A 14,407-nucleotide genomic window follows, 5' to 3' on the forward strand; every position below is an offset into this window, starting at 1 on the left:
TCCTTAGAATATGCGGCCTTTCGGGCACCTATGCCCGCTGTGCCTTTAGATTTGCAGCACCGACTACAGGAACGATGTTCACATGCTAACAATCCGTCTTGCCCTTGGCGGCTCCAAAAAGCGCCCGTTTTACCACTTGACCGTAACCGACAGCCGCAACCCGCGCGACGGTTCGCACAAGGAACAGGTTGGTTTCTTCAACCCTGTTGCTCGTGGTCAAGAAGTCCGTCTGTCCGTGAACCAAGAGCGCGTAGCCTACTGGCTGAGCGTTGGTGCACAACCTTCTGAGCGTGTTGCTCAGTTGTTGAAGGATGCATCTAAGGCTGCGGCCTGAGCAATATGAACGCGACGCCTGCCATTGCTGATGATTTGATCGTTATCGGCAAGATTTATTCTGTTCATGGCGTTCGCGGCGAAGTGAAGGTTTATTCCTTTACTGATCCGACTGAAAACCTGTTGCAGTACAAAACCTGGACGCTCAAGCGCGAAGGCAATGTGAAACAGGTCGAGCTGGTCAGTGGACGTGGGAACGACAAGTTCCTGGTCGCAAAGCTCAAGGGTCTTGATGATCGTGAAGAAGCTCGTCTTCTGGCCGGTTATGAGATCTGCGTGCCGCGCAACCTGTTCCCTGAATTGACCGACGGCGAGTACTACTGGTACCAGCTGGAAGGTCTGAAGGTTATTGACCAACTCGGGCAATTGCTCGGGAAGATCGATCATCTTCTGGAAACCGGCGCCAATGATGTAATGGTGGTCAAGCCTTGCGCTGGCAGCCTGGACGATCGCGAACGCCTGTTGCCCTATACGGAGCAATGCGTGTTGGTAGTCGACCTTGCCGCAGGCGAGATGAAGGTGGAATGGGATGCGGACTTCTAAGCGTGGCTAACTTGCGCGTAGAAGTGATCAGTTTGTTTCCCGAGATGTTCTCCGCCATCAGCGAGTACGGCATCACCAGTCGTGCGGTGAAACAGGGGCTATTGCAGCTCACCTGTTGGAATCCGCGAGACTACACGACGGATCGACATCACACTGTGGACGATCGCCCATTTGGCGGTGGCCCGGGCATGGTGATGAAGATCAAGCCCCTGGAAGATGCTCTGGTTCAGGCCAAGGCAGCAGCCGGGGAGGCGGCGAAGGTAATTTACCTGTCCCCCCAAGGCCGTCAACTGACTCAGTCGGCGGTACGCGAGTTGGCGAATTCGGATGCATTGATCCTGATTGCCGGCCGCTATGAAGGCATTGACGAGCGTTTTATAGAGGCTCACGTCGATGAAGAGTGGTCGATTGGCGACTATGTACTGTCTGGCGGCGAGCTGCCGGCGATGGTCCTGATCGATGCGGTTACACGGCTGCTGCCTGGAGCTTTAGGGCATGCGGACTCCGCTGAGGAAGATTCCTTTACGGATGGTCTGCTGGATTGCCCGCACTACACCCGACCGGAGGTGTATGCGGATCAGCGTGTTCCCGACGTGTTGCTAAGTGGCAATCACGCGCATATCCGGCGTTGGCGTTTACAGCAGTCCCTTGGTAGGACCTTTGAACGACGCGCCGATCTTCTGGAAAGCCGCTCGCTTTCTGGAGAAGAGAAGAAGCTGCTCGAGGAATACATCCGCGAGCGGGACGATAGTTAACAACGTATCGATGGTAAATCCGACGATTTACCTTAGGAGCACAGCATGACTAACAAAATCATTCTTGCACTCGAAGCAGAGCAGATGACCAAAGAGATCCCTACCTTTGCCCCGGGCGACACTGTTGTCGTTCAGGTGAAAGTGAAGGAAGGCGACCGTTCGCGTCTGCAGGCGTTCGAAGGTGTTGTTATCGCCAAGCGTAACCGCGGCGTAAACAGTGCATTCACCGTTCGCAAAATCTCCAACGGTGTTGGCGTAGAGCGTACTTTCCAGACCTACAGCCCGCAAATCGACAGCATGGCCGTTAAACGTCGCGGTGACGTACGTAAAGCCAAGCTGTACTACCTGCGTGACCTGTCCGGTAAAGCAGCTCGCATCAAGGAAAAACTGGGTTAATTCCAGCTTCCGATGCAGAAAAAAGCAGCCTGCGGGCTGCTTTTTTGTTGCCTGCAATTTATCGGTGCCGCTGGGGTATGCGTGCCTGGTCCGGGACCGAGTTGCGGCGTTCGCGCGGCAAGCCTCGCCCGCGAACCGATCTACCAGTCGCCGCAATTGCATCAGGCTCTATAAAGCCACCGCAGGCTATGAAAGACTTGCCGTCAGTTTTCCAGTGACCTGAGCCTTTATGCCCGCGATCGACCACCCCCTGATAGACCAGTTTCTCGATGCCCTGTGGCTGGAAAAAGGCCTCTCCGATAACACCCGCGATGCCTACCGCAGCGACCTCGCCCTGTTCAACGGCTGGCTGCAGGAAAAGAACCTGGAGCTGATCAATGCCGGGCGCGAGTTGATCCTCGACCACCTGGCCTGGCGACTCGAGCAAAACTACAAACCCCGTTCCACCGCCAGATTTCTCTCCGGCGTGCGTGGCTTTTATCGCTATCTGTTGCGGGAAAAGCTGATCGCTGTCGATCCGACTTTGCGCGTCGATATGCCCCAGCTCGGTAGGCCGTTGCCCAAATCCCTGTCGGAAGCCGACGTCGAGGCCTTGCTAAAAGCGCCGGACTTGAGCGAAGCCATCGGCCAGCGCGACCGCGCCATGCTGGAAGTGCTCTACGCCTGCGGCTTGCGGGTAACTGAGCTGATCAGCCTGACCCTGGAGCAGGTCAACCTGCGTCAGGGCGTGCTGCGAGTGATGGGCAAGGGCAGCAAGGAGCGGCTGGTGCCGATGGGCGAGGAGGCGATTGTCTGGGTCGAGCGCTACCTGCGTGACGGCCGTGGTGAACTGCTCGGCGGACGGCCCAGCGATGTGATGTTCCCGAGCCAGCGCGGCGAGCAGATGACCCGCCAGACCTTCTGGCACCGTATCAAGCACCAGGCCAAGGTCGCCGGCATCGGCAAGTCACTGTCGCCGCACACCCTGCGCCACGCCTTCGCCACACACCTGCTCAACCACGGCGCCGACCTGCGGGTGGTGCAAATGCTGCTCGGCCACAGCGACCTGTCGACCACCCAGATCTACACCCACGTCGCCCGCGCGCGCTTGCAGGATCTGCACGCCAAACACCATCCGCGCGGCTGACATAACTCCCGTTCTCTGGAGACTGGCTCGGGACTTTGTAGCAGCTGGCGAAGGCTGCGTCCGGCTGCGAAGCAGTCGTAAACCCTGAGCCCTCGTTTCTACTGAAACACCGCAGTGTCTGATTTCACGACTGCTGCGCAGCCGGACGCAGACTTCGCCAACTGCTACATAACGCGTATGCGCCCAAGCGAGATGTCTTACGACAGCCGCATTCGGCCCCACCAGCCTTATGTGGTAGGCTTTGCCGGTTTGCACGATGGGCGATTATGACCCGGTGTTTCGGCACGGGCGTTCTGATCGTCCCATTTGTCCGCCTTCAGGAGTTCTCATGCGTCTGACCCCTATTTTCGCCGCCGCAGCCATTGCGTTGGTCAGCACCTTTGCCGTCGCCGATGACGCGGCCGACAAAGCCATTCGTAAAAGCCTGGAAAGCCTCCAGCTTGAAACCCCGATCGATAGCATCAGCGCCAGCCCGCTGGCCGGCCTGTACGAAGTCAAGCTCAAGGGCAGCCGCGTGCTCTATGCCAGTGCCGACGGCCAGTACGTGATGCAGGGCTATATGTTCCAGCTCAAGGACGGCAAGCCGGTCAACCTGACCGAGAAGACCGAGCGCCTGGGCGTTTCCAAACTGATCAATGACATCCCGGTCGCAGAAACCGTGGTCTACCCGGCGATCGGCGAAACCAAGTCGCACATCACCGTGTTCACCGACACCACCTGCCCGTACTGCCACAAGCTGCACGCCGAAGTGCCTGAGCTGAACAAGCGCGGCATCGAAGTGCGTTATGTCGCGTTCCCGCGCCAGGGCCTGGGCTCGCCGGGTGACGAACAGCTGCAAGCAGTCTGGTGCTCCAAGGACAAGAAAGCCGCGATGGACAAGATGGTCGATGGCAAGGAAATCAAGGCCGCCAAGTGCGATAACCCGGTTTCCAAGCAGTTCGCCCTCGGTCAGTCGATTGGCGTGAACGGCACGCCGGCCATCGTTTTGGCCGACGGTCAGGTCATTCCGGGCTACCAGCCTGCGCCACAAGTCGCCAAACTGGCGCTGGGCGCGAAATAATTCGCATCGTCACGGTCAGCCTTTGACGATCATGGTCTGGCGGCAACTCGCCTGACCATTAATAGAGAACCGCGAGCATGCGGTTGTTTTCACGGCCGGCCTTGCGTCGGCCGTTTTATGGGGAGTTCACAGTGAAACCGGTCAAAGTAGGCATCTGTGGGTTAGGGACCGTCGGTGGCGGTACCTTCAACGTACTTCAGCGCAACGCCGAGGAAATTGCTCGTCGTGCCGGGCGTGGAATCGAAGTGGCACAAATTGCCACGCGCACGCCAAAGCCTCAGTTCCAGACGACCGGTATTGCGATTACCAACGATGTGTTCGAAGTGGCCACGAACCCAGAGATCGACATCGTTATAGAGCTGGTAGGCGGCTACACCGTTGCCCGCGAGCTGGTACTCAAGGCCATCGAGAATGGCAAGCATGTGGTCACCGCGAACAAGGCACTGATCGCCGTTCACGGTAATGAAATTTTCGCCAAGGCTCGCGAAAAGGGCGTGATCGTTGCGTTCGAAGCGGCTGTGGCCGGTGGCATTCCAGTGATCAAGGCGATCCGTGAAGGCCTGTCCGCCAACCGTATCAACTGGGTCGCCGGGATCATCAACGGCACCGGTAACTTCATCCTCACCGAAATGCGTGAGAAGGGCCGCACCTTCGAAGACGTCCTCGCCGAGGCGCAAGCCCTGGGTTACGCCGAAGCCGATCCGACCTTCGACGTTGAAGGCATCGACGCCGCTCACAAGCTGACGATCCTGGCGTCCATCGCGTTCGGTATTCCGCTGCAATTCGACAAGGCCTACACCGAAGGCATCACCAAGCTGACAACGGCTGACGTGAACTACGCCGAAGCGCTGGGCTACCGCATCAAACACCTGGGCGTAGCGCGTAGCACTGCGGCCGGTATTGAGTTGCGCGTACATCCGACGCTGATCCCGGCTGATCGCCTGATCGCCAACGTCAATGGCGTGATGAACGCAGTGATGGTCAACGGTGATGCTGCCGGTTCGACCCTGTTCTACGGCGCCGGCGCCGGCATGGAGCCGACCGCTTCGTCGGTGATCGCCGACCTGGTGGACGTGGTTCGCGCCATGACTTCCGACCCGGAAAACCGCGTTCCGCACCTGGCCTTCCAGCCGGACTCGCTGTCGGCCCACCCGATCCTGCCGATCGAAGCCTGCGAAAGTGCCTACTACCTGCGGATCCAGGCCAAGGACCATCCAGGCGTGCTGGCCCAAGTGGCGAGCATCCTGTCGGAGCGCGGCATCAACATCGAATCGATCATGCAGAAGGAAGTCGAAGAACACGACGGCCTGGTGCCGATGATCCTGCTGACCCACCGTGTGCTGGAGCAGCACATGAACGACGCGATCAAAGCCCTGGAAGCCTTGGCGGGTGTGGTCGGTCCGGTCGTGCGGATCCGTGTCGAACACCTGAATTGAATTGAAGCAGCGGCAAGTGGCAAGCTTCAAGCGGCAAGTTCAAAGGCAGTTTGGCTTTGACTTGTAGCTTGAAGCTTAAAGCTTGAAGCCCAAACCGAAGGTTTGCCCCTATGCGTTATATCAGTACCCGCGGCCAGGCACCGGCCCTGAATTTCGAAGACGTTCTGCTGGCCGGTCTGGCCACGGATGGCGGCCTGTATGTGCCGGAATGCCTGCCACGTTTCACCCAGGAAGAAATTGCCTCCTGGGCCGGCCTGCCATATCACGAGTTGGCCTTCCGGGTGATGCGCCCGTTCGTGGCCGGCAGCATCCCTGATGCCGATTTCAAAAAGATTCTTGAAGAGACTTACGGCGTGTTTGCCCACAGCGCCGTTGCACCGTTGCGTCAACTGAACGGCAACGAATGGGTCTTGGAGCTGTTCCACGGCCCGACCCTGGCGTTCAAGGACTTTGCCCTGCAATTGCTCGGTCGTCTCCTCGACTACACGCTGGAAAAACGCGGCGAGCGCGTGGTGATCGTTGGTGCGACCTCCGGTGATACCGGTTCGGCTGCCATCGAAGGCTGCAAGCATTGCGAAAACGTCGACATCTTCATCCTGCACCCGCACAACCGCGTGTCCGAAGTGCAGCGTCGCCAGATGACCACCATCTTCGGCGAGAACATCCACAACATCGCCATCGAAGGCAACTTCGATGACTGCCAGGAAATGGTCAAGAACAGCTTCGCCGACCAGAGCTTCCTCAAAGGCACGCGTCTGGTGGCGGTGAACTCGATCAACTGGGCGCGGATCATGGCCCAGATCGTTTACTACTTCCACGCAGCCCTGCAACTGGGTGGCCCGGCGCGTTCGGTGTCGTTCTCGGTGCCGACCGGCAACTTCGGCGACATCTTCGCCGGTTACCTGGCGCGCAACATGGGCCTGCCGATCAACCAGTTGATCGTCGCCACCAACCGTAACGACATCCTGCACCGCTTCATGAGCGGCAATCAGTACGTCAAGGAAACCCTGCACGCCACGCTGTCGCCGTCGATGGACATCATGGTCTCGTCGAACTTCGAACGCCTGCTGTTCGACCTGCACGGTCGCAATGGCGCGGCAATTGCCGGCCTGATGGACAACTTCAAGCAGGGCGGCGGTTTCAGCGTCGAGCAGGAGCGTTGGACCGAAGCCCGCAAACTGTTCGATTCCCTGGCCGTGGATGATGCACAAACCTGCGAAACCATTGCCGAGGTGTTCGAGCAGACCGGCGAGGTGCTGGACCCGCACACGGCCATCGGCGTCAAGGCTGCACGGGAATGCCGTCGTAGTCTGGATATCCCGATGGTGATCCTGGGCACGGCTCATCCGGTCAAATTCCCGGACGCGGTGGAAAAAGCCGGTGTAGGAAAAGCTCTCGAACTGCCTGCACATCTTTCTGATTTGTTTGAGAGAGAAGAGCGCTGCACGGTGTTGCCGAACGACCTGAAAGCCGTGCAGGCCTTTGTCAGTCAGCATGGCAACCGCGGCAAGCCGCTTTAAGCCCGCAATACTGTCACATTTTGAAGCCCGTCTCCTGACGGGCTTTTTTGTTTCTGCGTGCACACTTGTCGTGTTTTCGCCCCTGAAGGACGGGCGAGGTGATCACGAAGGAAGTGGCAATGTTGTTTATAAGAGGGTTGAAACCAGCCGTGTGCTGGATTTTTTTGCTCGGTGCAATGGGCCTTGGACAATGCGCGCGGGCGGCACAATTGATGGCTTATGAAGCGACCGTCAGCTCTATTGAACTGAACGCCGAAGAGCGGCGATGGATACGCGCGCAGCCGCAAGTCATCGTTGCTTCGAAGCAATATCCGCTGTACCAGTTCAAGGACAAGCACGGTCAATGGAGCGGTTTGAACATCGATGTGCTCAACCGTATCAGTGCGATGACGGGGTTGAATTTCGTCCATGAAGAGTCATTTTCCACCGAACATTTGCTCGGGCGCCTGGAAAGCGGCGCAGCGGACATGACCACGACGCTGGCGATTAATGACGAGCGCAAGCAGTTCCTGGATTTCAGCCATGCCTTCGGCGGTTCTGCCTGGGTTTTGGTCGGGCGGGCGGGAGCCCCGTCGTTGCAGTCCCTGGAACAGCTGTCGAAGAGGGTCCTGGTGTTACCGGCCAGGCATGCCATGGAAGAAACCATTCGCCGTGACTATCCGGCCATCGAGCTGCGCTCGGTCAAGACCTACGCCGAGGCTCGGGCGTTGGTTGAAAGTGGTGAGGCCTACGCCACCATCGAGAATGAAACCGGGGCGCAGCTCTATCCGATCGGGCAGTTGAAGGTAGGACATACCGTGGAGGGGTCGTGGGAGGCTGACCACTTGGCTGTGCGCAAAGGGCAGCAGCAGTTGCTGAGTATCCTCAACAAGGCACTTGAAGCTTTTCCCCCGGCCGAGTTGCGGGCCATTCGCCTGAAGTGGCTCGAAGGTATTGCCCCCAAACCGGCGCTGACCTTCTGGCAGCGCGTTACTGAATGGGGCTGCTGGGGCATGTTTTTCGTCAGCCTGTTCGGCCTGCTTTCCTTGTTCTGGAATCGGCGGCTGGCCGCGCTGGTCAAGCAACGCCTGGACGCCGAGAAAGACCTCAGTGATCAACTCGCCTTTCAGCATGCGTTGATCGACGCGATGCCCGACCCGGTGTTCGTTCGTGATCTGAAGGGGCGGCTGATCATGTGCAACAAAAGTTATGAGGAAGGATTATCGACCCGCTTCGACCAGGTTCAGGGGCGACAGCTGATCGAAGTCGACATCTTGCCCAGGGAGACTGCGCAGATGTTGCATGCCGAGTTCATGGCTCAGTTGAGTACTCGTAAAACCCGATTCAGTCAGCGTCAGTTGCGGTTCAACAACGGCGTGAGGGACATCTACCAGTGGACGGTCCCGTTTTACAGTGCCGACGGGCAATTGCGGGGGCTGCTTGGAGGGTGGACCGATATGGATCAGCGCAGAGGTTCGTGTAACTGCCAGGGTTCTTCAAGAGTTTAGGAATTGTCCTATCGGACACGGCTCCTTTTCCGATGGGACGCTGAAGGATGCTCGCCTAGAGTGTTCGACAACTGCGGTGAGAGTCCGCGAGTGTCGTTCCAGAGGTCGCCCATGCGCACGCTCAAAATCCTGATTCTTGAACACAATCCTTTCCAGATGATGGCGTTGCACCAAATGCTCAACGCCATCGGTGTCTATGACGTGCTTACGGCGCCGTCGATGTCGGCGGCGCTGCGTTCCCTGGGGCGCAGGGGCACGGTCGACATCGCTTTCTGCGATCCGCAACTCAAGGGCGGCGACGGGCTGGCACTGGTGCGGCATCTGGCGGAACACCGCGAGGCGCGTGCGCTGATCCTGCTCGGCAATGTGGTATCGAGCGTCATGCCGGACGTGACGGCCATGCTGGCGGACAGCGACGTCAAACTCCTGGGGCATCTGCACACACCTGTGTCCGCGGTGTTGATGCGCAGGCTGCTGGATGTCTATCTGCTGGAATCGATGCTTCACGTCAGGGCCTGAAACCGACTGTTTTTTCCCTGTCATCTTTGCGGTGCATGCTCAATTTCCCGCAGAGGCAGGTACCGCTAGCGTTCGGTATCCAGAACTTTCTTCTCGGGCCAAGGGTCATTAACTGTAGACACGCCCTCCCAGGCACTTTGTTTTCGGACTATTGAGTGGTGATTGCGAGATGGAAAGTATCAGTCTATTGCTCGGTGAGGCTCTGAGCCCGTATCAAGTATCGTTGACCCCGTCGGGTGCCCATGGCGAATGCCTGGTGACCTTGAAGAATTTGGCCGGCGCCATTGTGGTGGAACGTGCGTTCAACCAGGCGCAGTTACGCGACAAGTGGCAGCTGACGGATGTCGTCGACGGATTGCACCGTGATGTGCTGATCGCTGAAGGACGCCTGGAGCCCTGTGTGATCGCGGCGTTGCGCAATGCGGCACAGGACAAGATCCTGGCCAATCGAAATTGAATTGCCTTTTCGTGGGAACCTTCCTGCGCCAAGGTCGTCAGACCATGTAACAGCAGGATCAAGCATTGTGCTCCGGTGCTTGTAGCTTGCTGCCACTGGTCTTTATGTAGGCCACGTTTAACCCCGAGTCGTCTCCCCACTTCTCGGGGTTTCTTTTTGCCCGGAATTTGTCATAGCCCGTCCTGCTGTTCGAAAAACACCTTGGCTGCTTCCAGGTAATCGCTGCGCCGTTCCGGATCAAGCCAGTTGGCATAGGCCTGGGCCAGGCGCTCATGGGGCAGGGTGCGCAATAGCTGATTGATCTCGCTGATGGCTTGCTGGCCCAGGGGGGTATTCGAGCAGCCAATGTATGTAGAAATGTATTTGCCCGTGCCCTTGACCGGATAAAACAACAACTCGTTGTCGGCAATCCGTTCCTGTTGGGCCAGGTAGCGAATCTCTGGCCAGTAACCCAATACCCCGAGCAAACGCCCCAGACGCTGCATCTGCAACAGGCTTCCGAGTGCGTCGTTGCCATAATGGAGCGTCAGCGTATTGGCTGGCGCCTGCTTCAACTCGGCATCGACGAACTGACCGTAGCTGCGCTCGGCCACGGCACCGACTTTCTTGTTGCCATTGGCGAGCAGTGCCGCCAGATCGACTTCACCGTCTACGAGAAAAGGTTCCAGCTGCGGCCGGTCTTCCTGCCTGACAACAATGCCATTGCTGACGGCCCGGAACACCGGAATCGAAAATACGACCCACTGCGCCCGCTCTTTGCTCCAGACCAGTGAAGGATCACAGGTGAAGGATTCTTCGCGAAGCATCTGCATGCCACGGGCACGATTGACCCGCATTAACGCGTGGTTGTATTGCGGCATACCGGCGATGAGCTGTGGCATCAGTTGATCAATGACACCCTGGCTTTTTTCCGGGCCCTCGAAAATTGTCAGGGGCGGTAAATCGCGCAACAGCCAGATCAGCGTCTCTTTCGGTTGTGCCCAGGCGGGTGACGTCAGCCCGAGCAACAACCCGAAAAGCGCCAGCGCATACCCATCGCTGAAGCGTTTTATGAAGACCCAAAGCAGGCGCTTCAGCTTAGATAGCCCCGTTTTCACGCAGTTGTGCGATCTGTTCCGCGTCATAGCCAAGATCGTGGAGTACCTGCGCATTGTGTTCACCCAACTGCGGTCCGACCCATTCGGACGTGCCGGGTGTCTCAGAGAGTTTCGGCACGATCCCTGGCATCTTGAAGTCCTTGCCGTCCGGGAGCTTGGCGTGCAGGAACATTTCCCGGGCCAGGTACTGTGGATCGCTGAACATGTCTTCGGCACTGAAGATGCGGCTGGCCGGGACGTCGGCCTGGTTCAACAGCTCGATGACGCGATCGAGTGGCAGCGAGTTGACCCAGCGATCGATCACTCCGTAAATCTCGTCGCGACGGCTGTCGCGGCCATCATTGCTGGCCAGCACCGGGTCGTTGGCCAGGTCTTCGCGACCGATGATCAGCATGAAGCGTTTGAAGATCGCATCGCCATTGGCGCCGATCTGCACGTGCTTGCCGTCAGCACTGGTGTGAATGGAGGAGGGCGTGATGCCGGGCATGATGTTGCCGGTGCGTTCGCGGATAAAACCGAACACATCGAACTCCGGGACCATGCTTTCCATCATGGCGAAAATCGCCTCATACAACGCCACGTCCACCACTTGGCCCAGACCGCCGTTCACTTCACGGTGACGCAGGGCCATCAGCGCGCCAATCACGCCCCACAACGCGGCAATCGAGTCGCCGATGGAAATCCCGGTGCGTACCGGCGGTCGATCCTCGAACCCGGTGATGTAACGCAGACCGCCCATGGATTCGCCGACTGCGCCAAACCCCGGCTGGTCTTTCATCGGTCCGGTCTGGCCGAAGCCTGAGAGCCGCACCATCACCAGTTTCGGATTCAGGGCGTGTAAAACTTCCCACCCCAGGCCAAGCTTTTCCAACACGCCAGGGCGAAAATTCTCGATCAGGATGTCGGCTTCGCTGAGCAGTTTTTTCAGAATAGCCAGGCCGTCGGGGTGTTTGAGGTTCAGGGTCAGGGACTTTTTGTTGCGCGCCTGGACGAACCACCACAGCGAGGTGCCTTCATATAACTTGCGCCATTTGCGCAACGGATCACCGCCGTCCGGGGATTCGATCTTGATCACTTCGGCGCCGAATTCACCGCAAATGCGCGAGGCAAACGGCCCGGCAATCAACGTACCCAATTCGATGACTTTCAGACCTGAGAGCGGTTTTCCGGTGAATGGCATGCGCGATCCTTGTAGGACAAAGTCTTGTGAGTAGTGCGTTTTAACATAGCCGCGTGTCAGTCGCCCAAAGTTGATGGTCGTCAATTCTCTGATTGCCTGTTGCATCGGTTAGACTTGCCGCCTTTCCTCGTATCAAGAAGCCCGTTCATGGCCCAGCCGTCCACGACCTACAAGTTTGAACTGAACCTTACCGACCTCGACCGCAGTGTGTACGAGAGCGTGAAGCAGACCATCGCCCGTCACCCTTCGGAAACCGAAGAGCGCATGACCGTGCGGCTGCTGGCCTACGCCTTCTGGTACAACGAGCAGCTGTCGTTTGGTCGCGGTCTGTCAGACGTGGATGAACCGGCCCTGTGGGAAAAAAGCCTGGATGACCGTGTTCTGCACTGGATCGAAGTCGGTCAGCCGGACGCCGATCGCCTGACCTGGTGCTCGCGCCGCACCGAGCGCACCAGTCTGCTGGCCTACGGCAGCCTGCGGGTCTGGGAAACCAAAGTGATCCCGGCGATCAAGAACCTGAAAAATGTGCACATCGCCGCCGTGCCTCAGGACGTGCTGGAAACCCTGGCCAAAGACATGCCCCGCGTTATCAAGTGGGACGTGATGATCAGCGAAGGGACGATTTTCGTCACCGACGACCGTGGTCAGCACGAAGTCCAGTTGCAATGGTTGAGCGGCGAACGCGGCTGATTTTTCGCCGCTGCTGCGTTTCAACCGGTTTTATCCTACGTATTCAAGAGAAGCACCTGTCACCCCATGCGCATCGAACCTCGCCTGTTGCCCGACACCCTGCCATTCCTCGGTGATCTGCCACCGCTGCTGACCCGTCTGTACGCGGCGCGCGGTGTGCAAACCGAGGCTGAACTGGACAAGAGCCTGGCGCGGCTGATTCCGTTCCAGCAGCTCAAGGGCATCGATGCCGCAGTCGATCTGTTGGTGGTGGCCCTCGAACAGCGTCAGCGGATTCTGATCGTCGGCGACTTTGACGCTGATGGCGCGACGGCCAGCACCGTGGGCATGCTGGGCCTGCAGCTGCTGGGCGCGGCGCACGTCGATTACCTGGTGCCGAACCGTTTCGAGTACGGCTACGGCTTGACCCCGGAAATCGTCGAAGTGGCGCTGACCCGCACCCCGCAACTGCTGATCACCGTGGACAACGGCATTTCCAGCGTCGAAGGTGTGGCTGCGGCGAAAAAGGCCGGGCTCAAGGTGCTGGTCACCGATCACCACTTGCCCGGCGATGAATTGCCGCTGGCCGATGCCATCGTCAACCCGAATCAGCCCGGTTGCGAATTCCCGAGCAAGGCGCTGGCCGGTGTCGGGGTGATTTTCTATGTACTGATGGCCCTGCGCGCGCGTTTGCGCAGCCTCGGTTGGTACGAGAGCAAACCGCAGCCGAACATCGGCGAATTGCTGGACTTGGTGGCGCTGGGAAGCGTCGCCGACGTGGTGCCGTTGGATGCGAACAACCGGATTCTGGTGCACCAAGGCCTGGAACGGATTCGCGCCGGTCGTGCTCGGCCGGGGATCAAGGCGATCCTCGAAGTGGCCAAGCGTGACCATACGCGCATCACCTCTACCGACCTCGGCTTTATTGTCGGCCCACGCCTGAATGCGGCCGGGCGTCTAGATGACATGAGCCTGGGCATCGAATGCCTGCTCACCGAAGACGCTGCGGGTGCCCGTGAAATGGCGGCCCAGCTCGACGGCATGAACCAGGACCGCAAATCCATCGAGCAGGGCATGCAGCGTGAAGCGCTGGCCCAGCTCAAGGATTTGCCGGTGGAATCGATGCCGTTTGGCCTGTGCCTGTTCGATCCCGAGTGGCACCAGGGCGTCATCGGCATCCTTGCCTCGCGGATGAAAGAGCGCTATTTCCGTCCGACCATTGCTTTTGCCGATGCGGGTGACGGCTTGCTCAAGGGCTCGGGGCGTTCGGTGCAGGGTTTTCATATTCGCGATGCTTTGAGCGTCGTGGCGGCGCAGCATCCGAACCTGATCAGCAAGTACGGTGGCCACGCAATGGCGGCCGGTTTGACCTTGCCGGAAGCGAATTTTCCGCTGTTCGCTGAAGCTTTTGACGCTGAAGTGCGTAGGCAATTGCGCGAAGAAGACCTGACCGGGCGCCTGCTGTCGGACGGCACCCTGGCGGTCGAGGAATTTCACCTGGAATTGGCCCGCGCCCTGCGCCATGCCGGTCCTTGGGGGCAGCACTTCCCGGAGCCGCTGTTTCACGGGGTGTTCCAGTTGGTCGAGCAGCGGGTGGTTGGTGAACGGCACCTTAAAGTGGTGCTGAGAAGTGAATGTGGCTCGGTGAAGCTCGATGGCATCGCTTTTGGTATCGACCGCGATATCTGGCCGAATCCAACCATTAAATGGGTGGAATTGGCCTACAAGCTCGATCTCAACGAGTTTCGCGGGAATGAAACTGTTCAACTGATGATTGCCCACATCGAACCGCGTTGAACCCTTCGCGGGCAAGCCTCGCTCCTACAGAC

At 58.6% G+C, this 14,407-nt stretch carries 15 protein-coding genes; 13 read left to right on the forward strand and 2 right to left on the reverse strand.

The features are described from left to right. The first annotated feature begins 82 nt into the window (after window positions 1–82). The 11 genes from rpsP (at window position 83) to ACA071_RS05450 (ending at window position 9,632) form a co-directional block, all read left to right on the forward strand. Window positions 83–334: a 30S ribosomal protein S16 gene (gene rpsP, locus ACA071_RS05400; RefSeq protein ID WP_010463010.1), complete on the forward strand. Its 252-nt coding sequence runs from the start codon at window positions 83–85 to the stop codon at window positions 332–334. Window positions 335–339: 5 nt separating this feature from the next. Then, window positions 340–876, forward strand: a complete 537-nt coding sequence (gene rimM / locus ACA071_RS05405) for a ribosome maturation factor RimM (RefSeq protein ID WP_475265958.1) — start codon at window positions 340–342, stop codon at window positions 874–876. After that, window positions 858–1,631 (forward strand): tRNA (guanosine(37)-N1)-methyltransferase TrmD, encoded by a 774-nt coding sequence (gene trmD / locus ACA071_RS05410; protein WP_282377051.1) that lies wholly within the window; start codon window positions 858–860, stop codon window positions 1,629–1,631. The genes rimM and trmD overlap by 19 nt, the downstream gene beginning before the upstream one ends. Before the next feature lie 45 nt (window positions 1,632–1,676). Beyond that, window positions 1,677–2,027: a 50S ribosomal protein L19 gene (rplS, locus tag ACA071_RS05415; protein WP_497643454.1), complete on the forward strand. Its 351-nt coding sequence runs from the start codon at window positions 1,677–1,679 to the stop codon at window positions 2,025–2,027. 229 nt (window positions 2,028–2,256) lie between these two features. Next, window positions 2,257–3,153, forward strand: a complete 897-nt coding sequence (gene xerD / locus ACA071_RS05420) for a site-specific tyrosine recombinase XerD (protein WP_169371463.1) — start codon at window positions 2,257–2,259, stop codon at window positions 3,151–3,153. A gap of 328 nt (window positions 3,154–3,481) precedes the next feature. Further along, window positions 3,482–4,213 carry a bifunctional protein-disulfide isomerase/oxidoreductase DsbC gene (dsbC, locus tag ACA071_RS05425; protein ID WP_169371462.1) on the forward strand — a complete coding sequence of 244 codons (732 nt, stop codon included), beginning with the start codon at window positions 3,482–3,484 and terminating at the stop codon, window positions 4,211–4,213. A gap of 131 nt (window positions 4,214–4,344) precedes the next feature. Further along, window positions 4,345–5,649: a homoserine dehydrogenase gene (locus ACA071_RS05430; protein WP_497645272.1), complete on the forward strand. Its 1,305-nt coding sequence runs from the start codon at window positions 4,345–4,347 to the stop codon at window positions 5,647–5,649. A 110-nt stretch (window positions 5,650–5,759) separates the two neighbouring features. Further along, on the forward strand, window positions 5,760–7,169 hold the full coding sequence (thrC, locus tag ACA071_RS05435; protein ID WP_497643455.1) for a threonine synthase: 1,410 nt from the start codon (window positions 5,760–5,762) through the stop codon (window positions 7,167–7,169). 119 nt (window positions 7,170–7,288) lie between these two features. Then, window positions 7,289–8,656 (forward strand): transporter substrate-binding domain-containing protein, encoded by a 1,368-nt coding sequence (locus ACA071_RS05440; RefSeq protein ID WP_497643456.1) that lies wholly within the window; start codon window positions 7,289–7,291, stop codon window positions 8,654–8,656. Window positions 8,657–8,767: 111 nt separating this feature from the next. Next, window positions 8,768–9,175, forward strand: coding sequence for a response regulator (locus ACA071_RS05445; RefSeq protein ID WP_497643457.1), 408 nt, complete (start codon window positions 8,768–8,770; stop codon window positions 9,173–9,175). 169 nt (window positions 9,176–9,344) lie between these two features. Continuing rightward, a complete protein-coding gene (locus tag ACA071_RS05450) occupies window positions 9,345–9,632 on the forward strand; it encodes a DUF3509 domain-containing protein (RefSeq protein ID WP_497643458.1) in 288 nt (95 codons plus the stop codon). Window positions 9,633–9,802: 170 nt separating this feature from the next. On the opposite strand, the gene ACA071_RS05455 is transcribed toward ACA071_RS05450, so the two are convergent. Further along, the gene (locus tag ACA071_RS05455; RefSeq protein WP_497643459.1) at window positions 9,803–10,729 is read right to left on the reverse strand and encodes a TIGR02285 family protein; all 927 of its coding nucleotides are present in this window, start codon (window positions 10,727–10,729) and stop codon (window positions 9,803–9,805) included. Continuing rightward, on the reverse strand, window positions 10,710–11,909 hold the full coding sequence (locus tag ACA071_RS05460) for a CaiB/BaiF CoA transferase family protein (RefSeq protein WP_497643460.1): 1,200 nt from the start codon (window positions 11,907–11,909) through the stop codon (window positions 10,710–10,712). Before ACA071_RS05460 ends, ACA071_RS05455 begins: the two co-directional genes overlap by 20 nt. A gap of 147 nt (window positions 11,910–12,056) precedes the next feature. Here ACA071_RS05460 and ACA071_RS05465 point away from each other — a divergent pair, with 147 nt between their 5' ends. Together ACA071_RS05465 and recJ are read left to right on the forward strand one after the other, a co-directional pair. Next, window positions 12,057–12,599, forward strand: coding sequence for a YaeQ family protein (locus ACA071_RS05465; protein ID WP_008151638.1), 543 nt, complete (start codon window positions 12,057–12,059; stop codon window positions 12,597–12,599). Between the two features lie 66 nt (window positions 12,600–12,665). Beyond that, the gene (recJ, locus tag ACA071_RS05470; protein ID WP_497643461.1) at window positions 12,666–14,375 is read left to right on the forward strand and encodes a single-stranded-DNA-specific exonuclease RecJ; all 1,710 of its coding nucleotides are present in this window, start codon (window positions 12,666–12,668) and stop codon (window positions 14,373–14,375) included. Window positions 14,376–14,407: the final 32 nt, after the last annotated feature.

This window comes from Pseudomonas sp. LBUM1646, assembly GCF_059716165.1.

Excerpts from the sequence above, each read along its gene's own strand:
- ACA071_RS05465 (WP_008151638.1), top strand. The coding sequence starts at position 12,057 with ATGGCCCAGCCGTCCACGACCTACAAGTTTGAACTGAACCTTACCGAC.
- thrC (WP_497643455.1), top strand. The coding sequence starts at position 5,760 with ATGCGTTATATCAGTACCCGCGGCCAGGCACCGGCCCTGAATTTCGAA.
- rpsP (WP_010463010.1), top strand. The coding sequence starts at position 83 with ATGCTAACAATCCGTCTTGCCCTTGGCGGCTCCAAAAAGCGCCCGTTT.
- trmD (WP_282377051.1), top strand. The coding sequence starts at position 858 with ATGGGATGCGGACTTCTAAGCGTGGCTAACTTGCGCGTAGAAGTGATC.
- rplS (WP_497643454.1), top strand. The coding sequence starts at position 1,677 with ATGACTAACAAAATCATTCTTGCACTCGAAGCAGAGCAGATGACCAAA.
- ACA071_RS05440 (WP_497643456.1), top strand. The coding sequence starts at position 7,289 with ATGTTGTTTATAAGAGGGTTGAAACCAGCCGTGTGCTGGATTTTTTTG.
- dsbC (WP_169371462.1), top strand. The coding sequence starts at position 3,482 with ATGCGTCTGACCCCTATTTTCGCCGCCGCAGCCATTGCGTTGGTCAGC.
- ACA071_RS05450 (WP_497643458.1), top strand. The coding sequence starts at position 9,345 with ATGGAAAGTATCAGTCTATTGCTCGGTGAGGCTCTGAGCCCGTATCAA.
- rimM (WP_475265958.1), top strand. The coding sequence starts at position 340 with ATGAACGCGACGCCTGCCATTGCTGATGATTTGATCGTTATCGGCAAG.
- ACA071_RS05460 (WP_497643460.1), bottom strand. The coding sequence starts at position 11,909 with ATGCCATTCACCGGAAAACCGCTCTCAGGTCTGAAAGTCATCGAATTG.
- recJ (WP_497643461.1), top strand. The coding sequence starts at position 12,666 with ATGCGCATCGAACCTCGCCTGTTGCCCGACACCCTGCCATTCCTCGGT.
- xerD (WP_169371463.1), top strand. The coding sequence starts at position 2,257 with ATGCCCGCGATCGACCACCCCCTGATAGACCAGTTTCTCGATGCCCTG.
- ACA071_RS05445 (WP_497643457.1), top strand. The coding sequence starts at position 8,768 with ATGCGCACGCTCAAAATCCTGATTCTTGAACACAATCCTTTCCAGATG.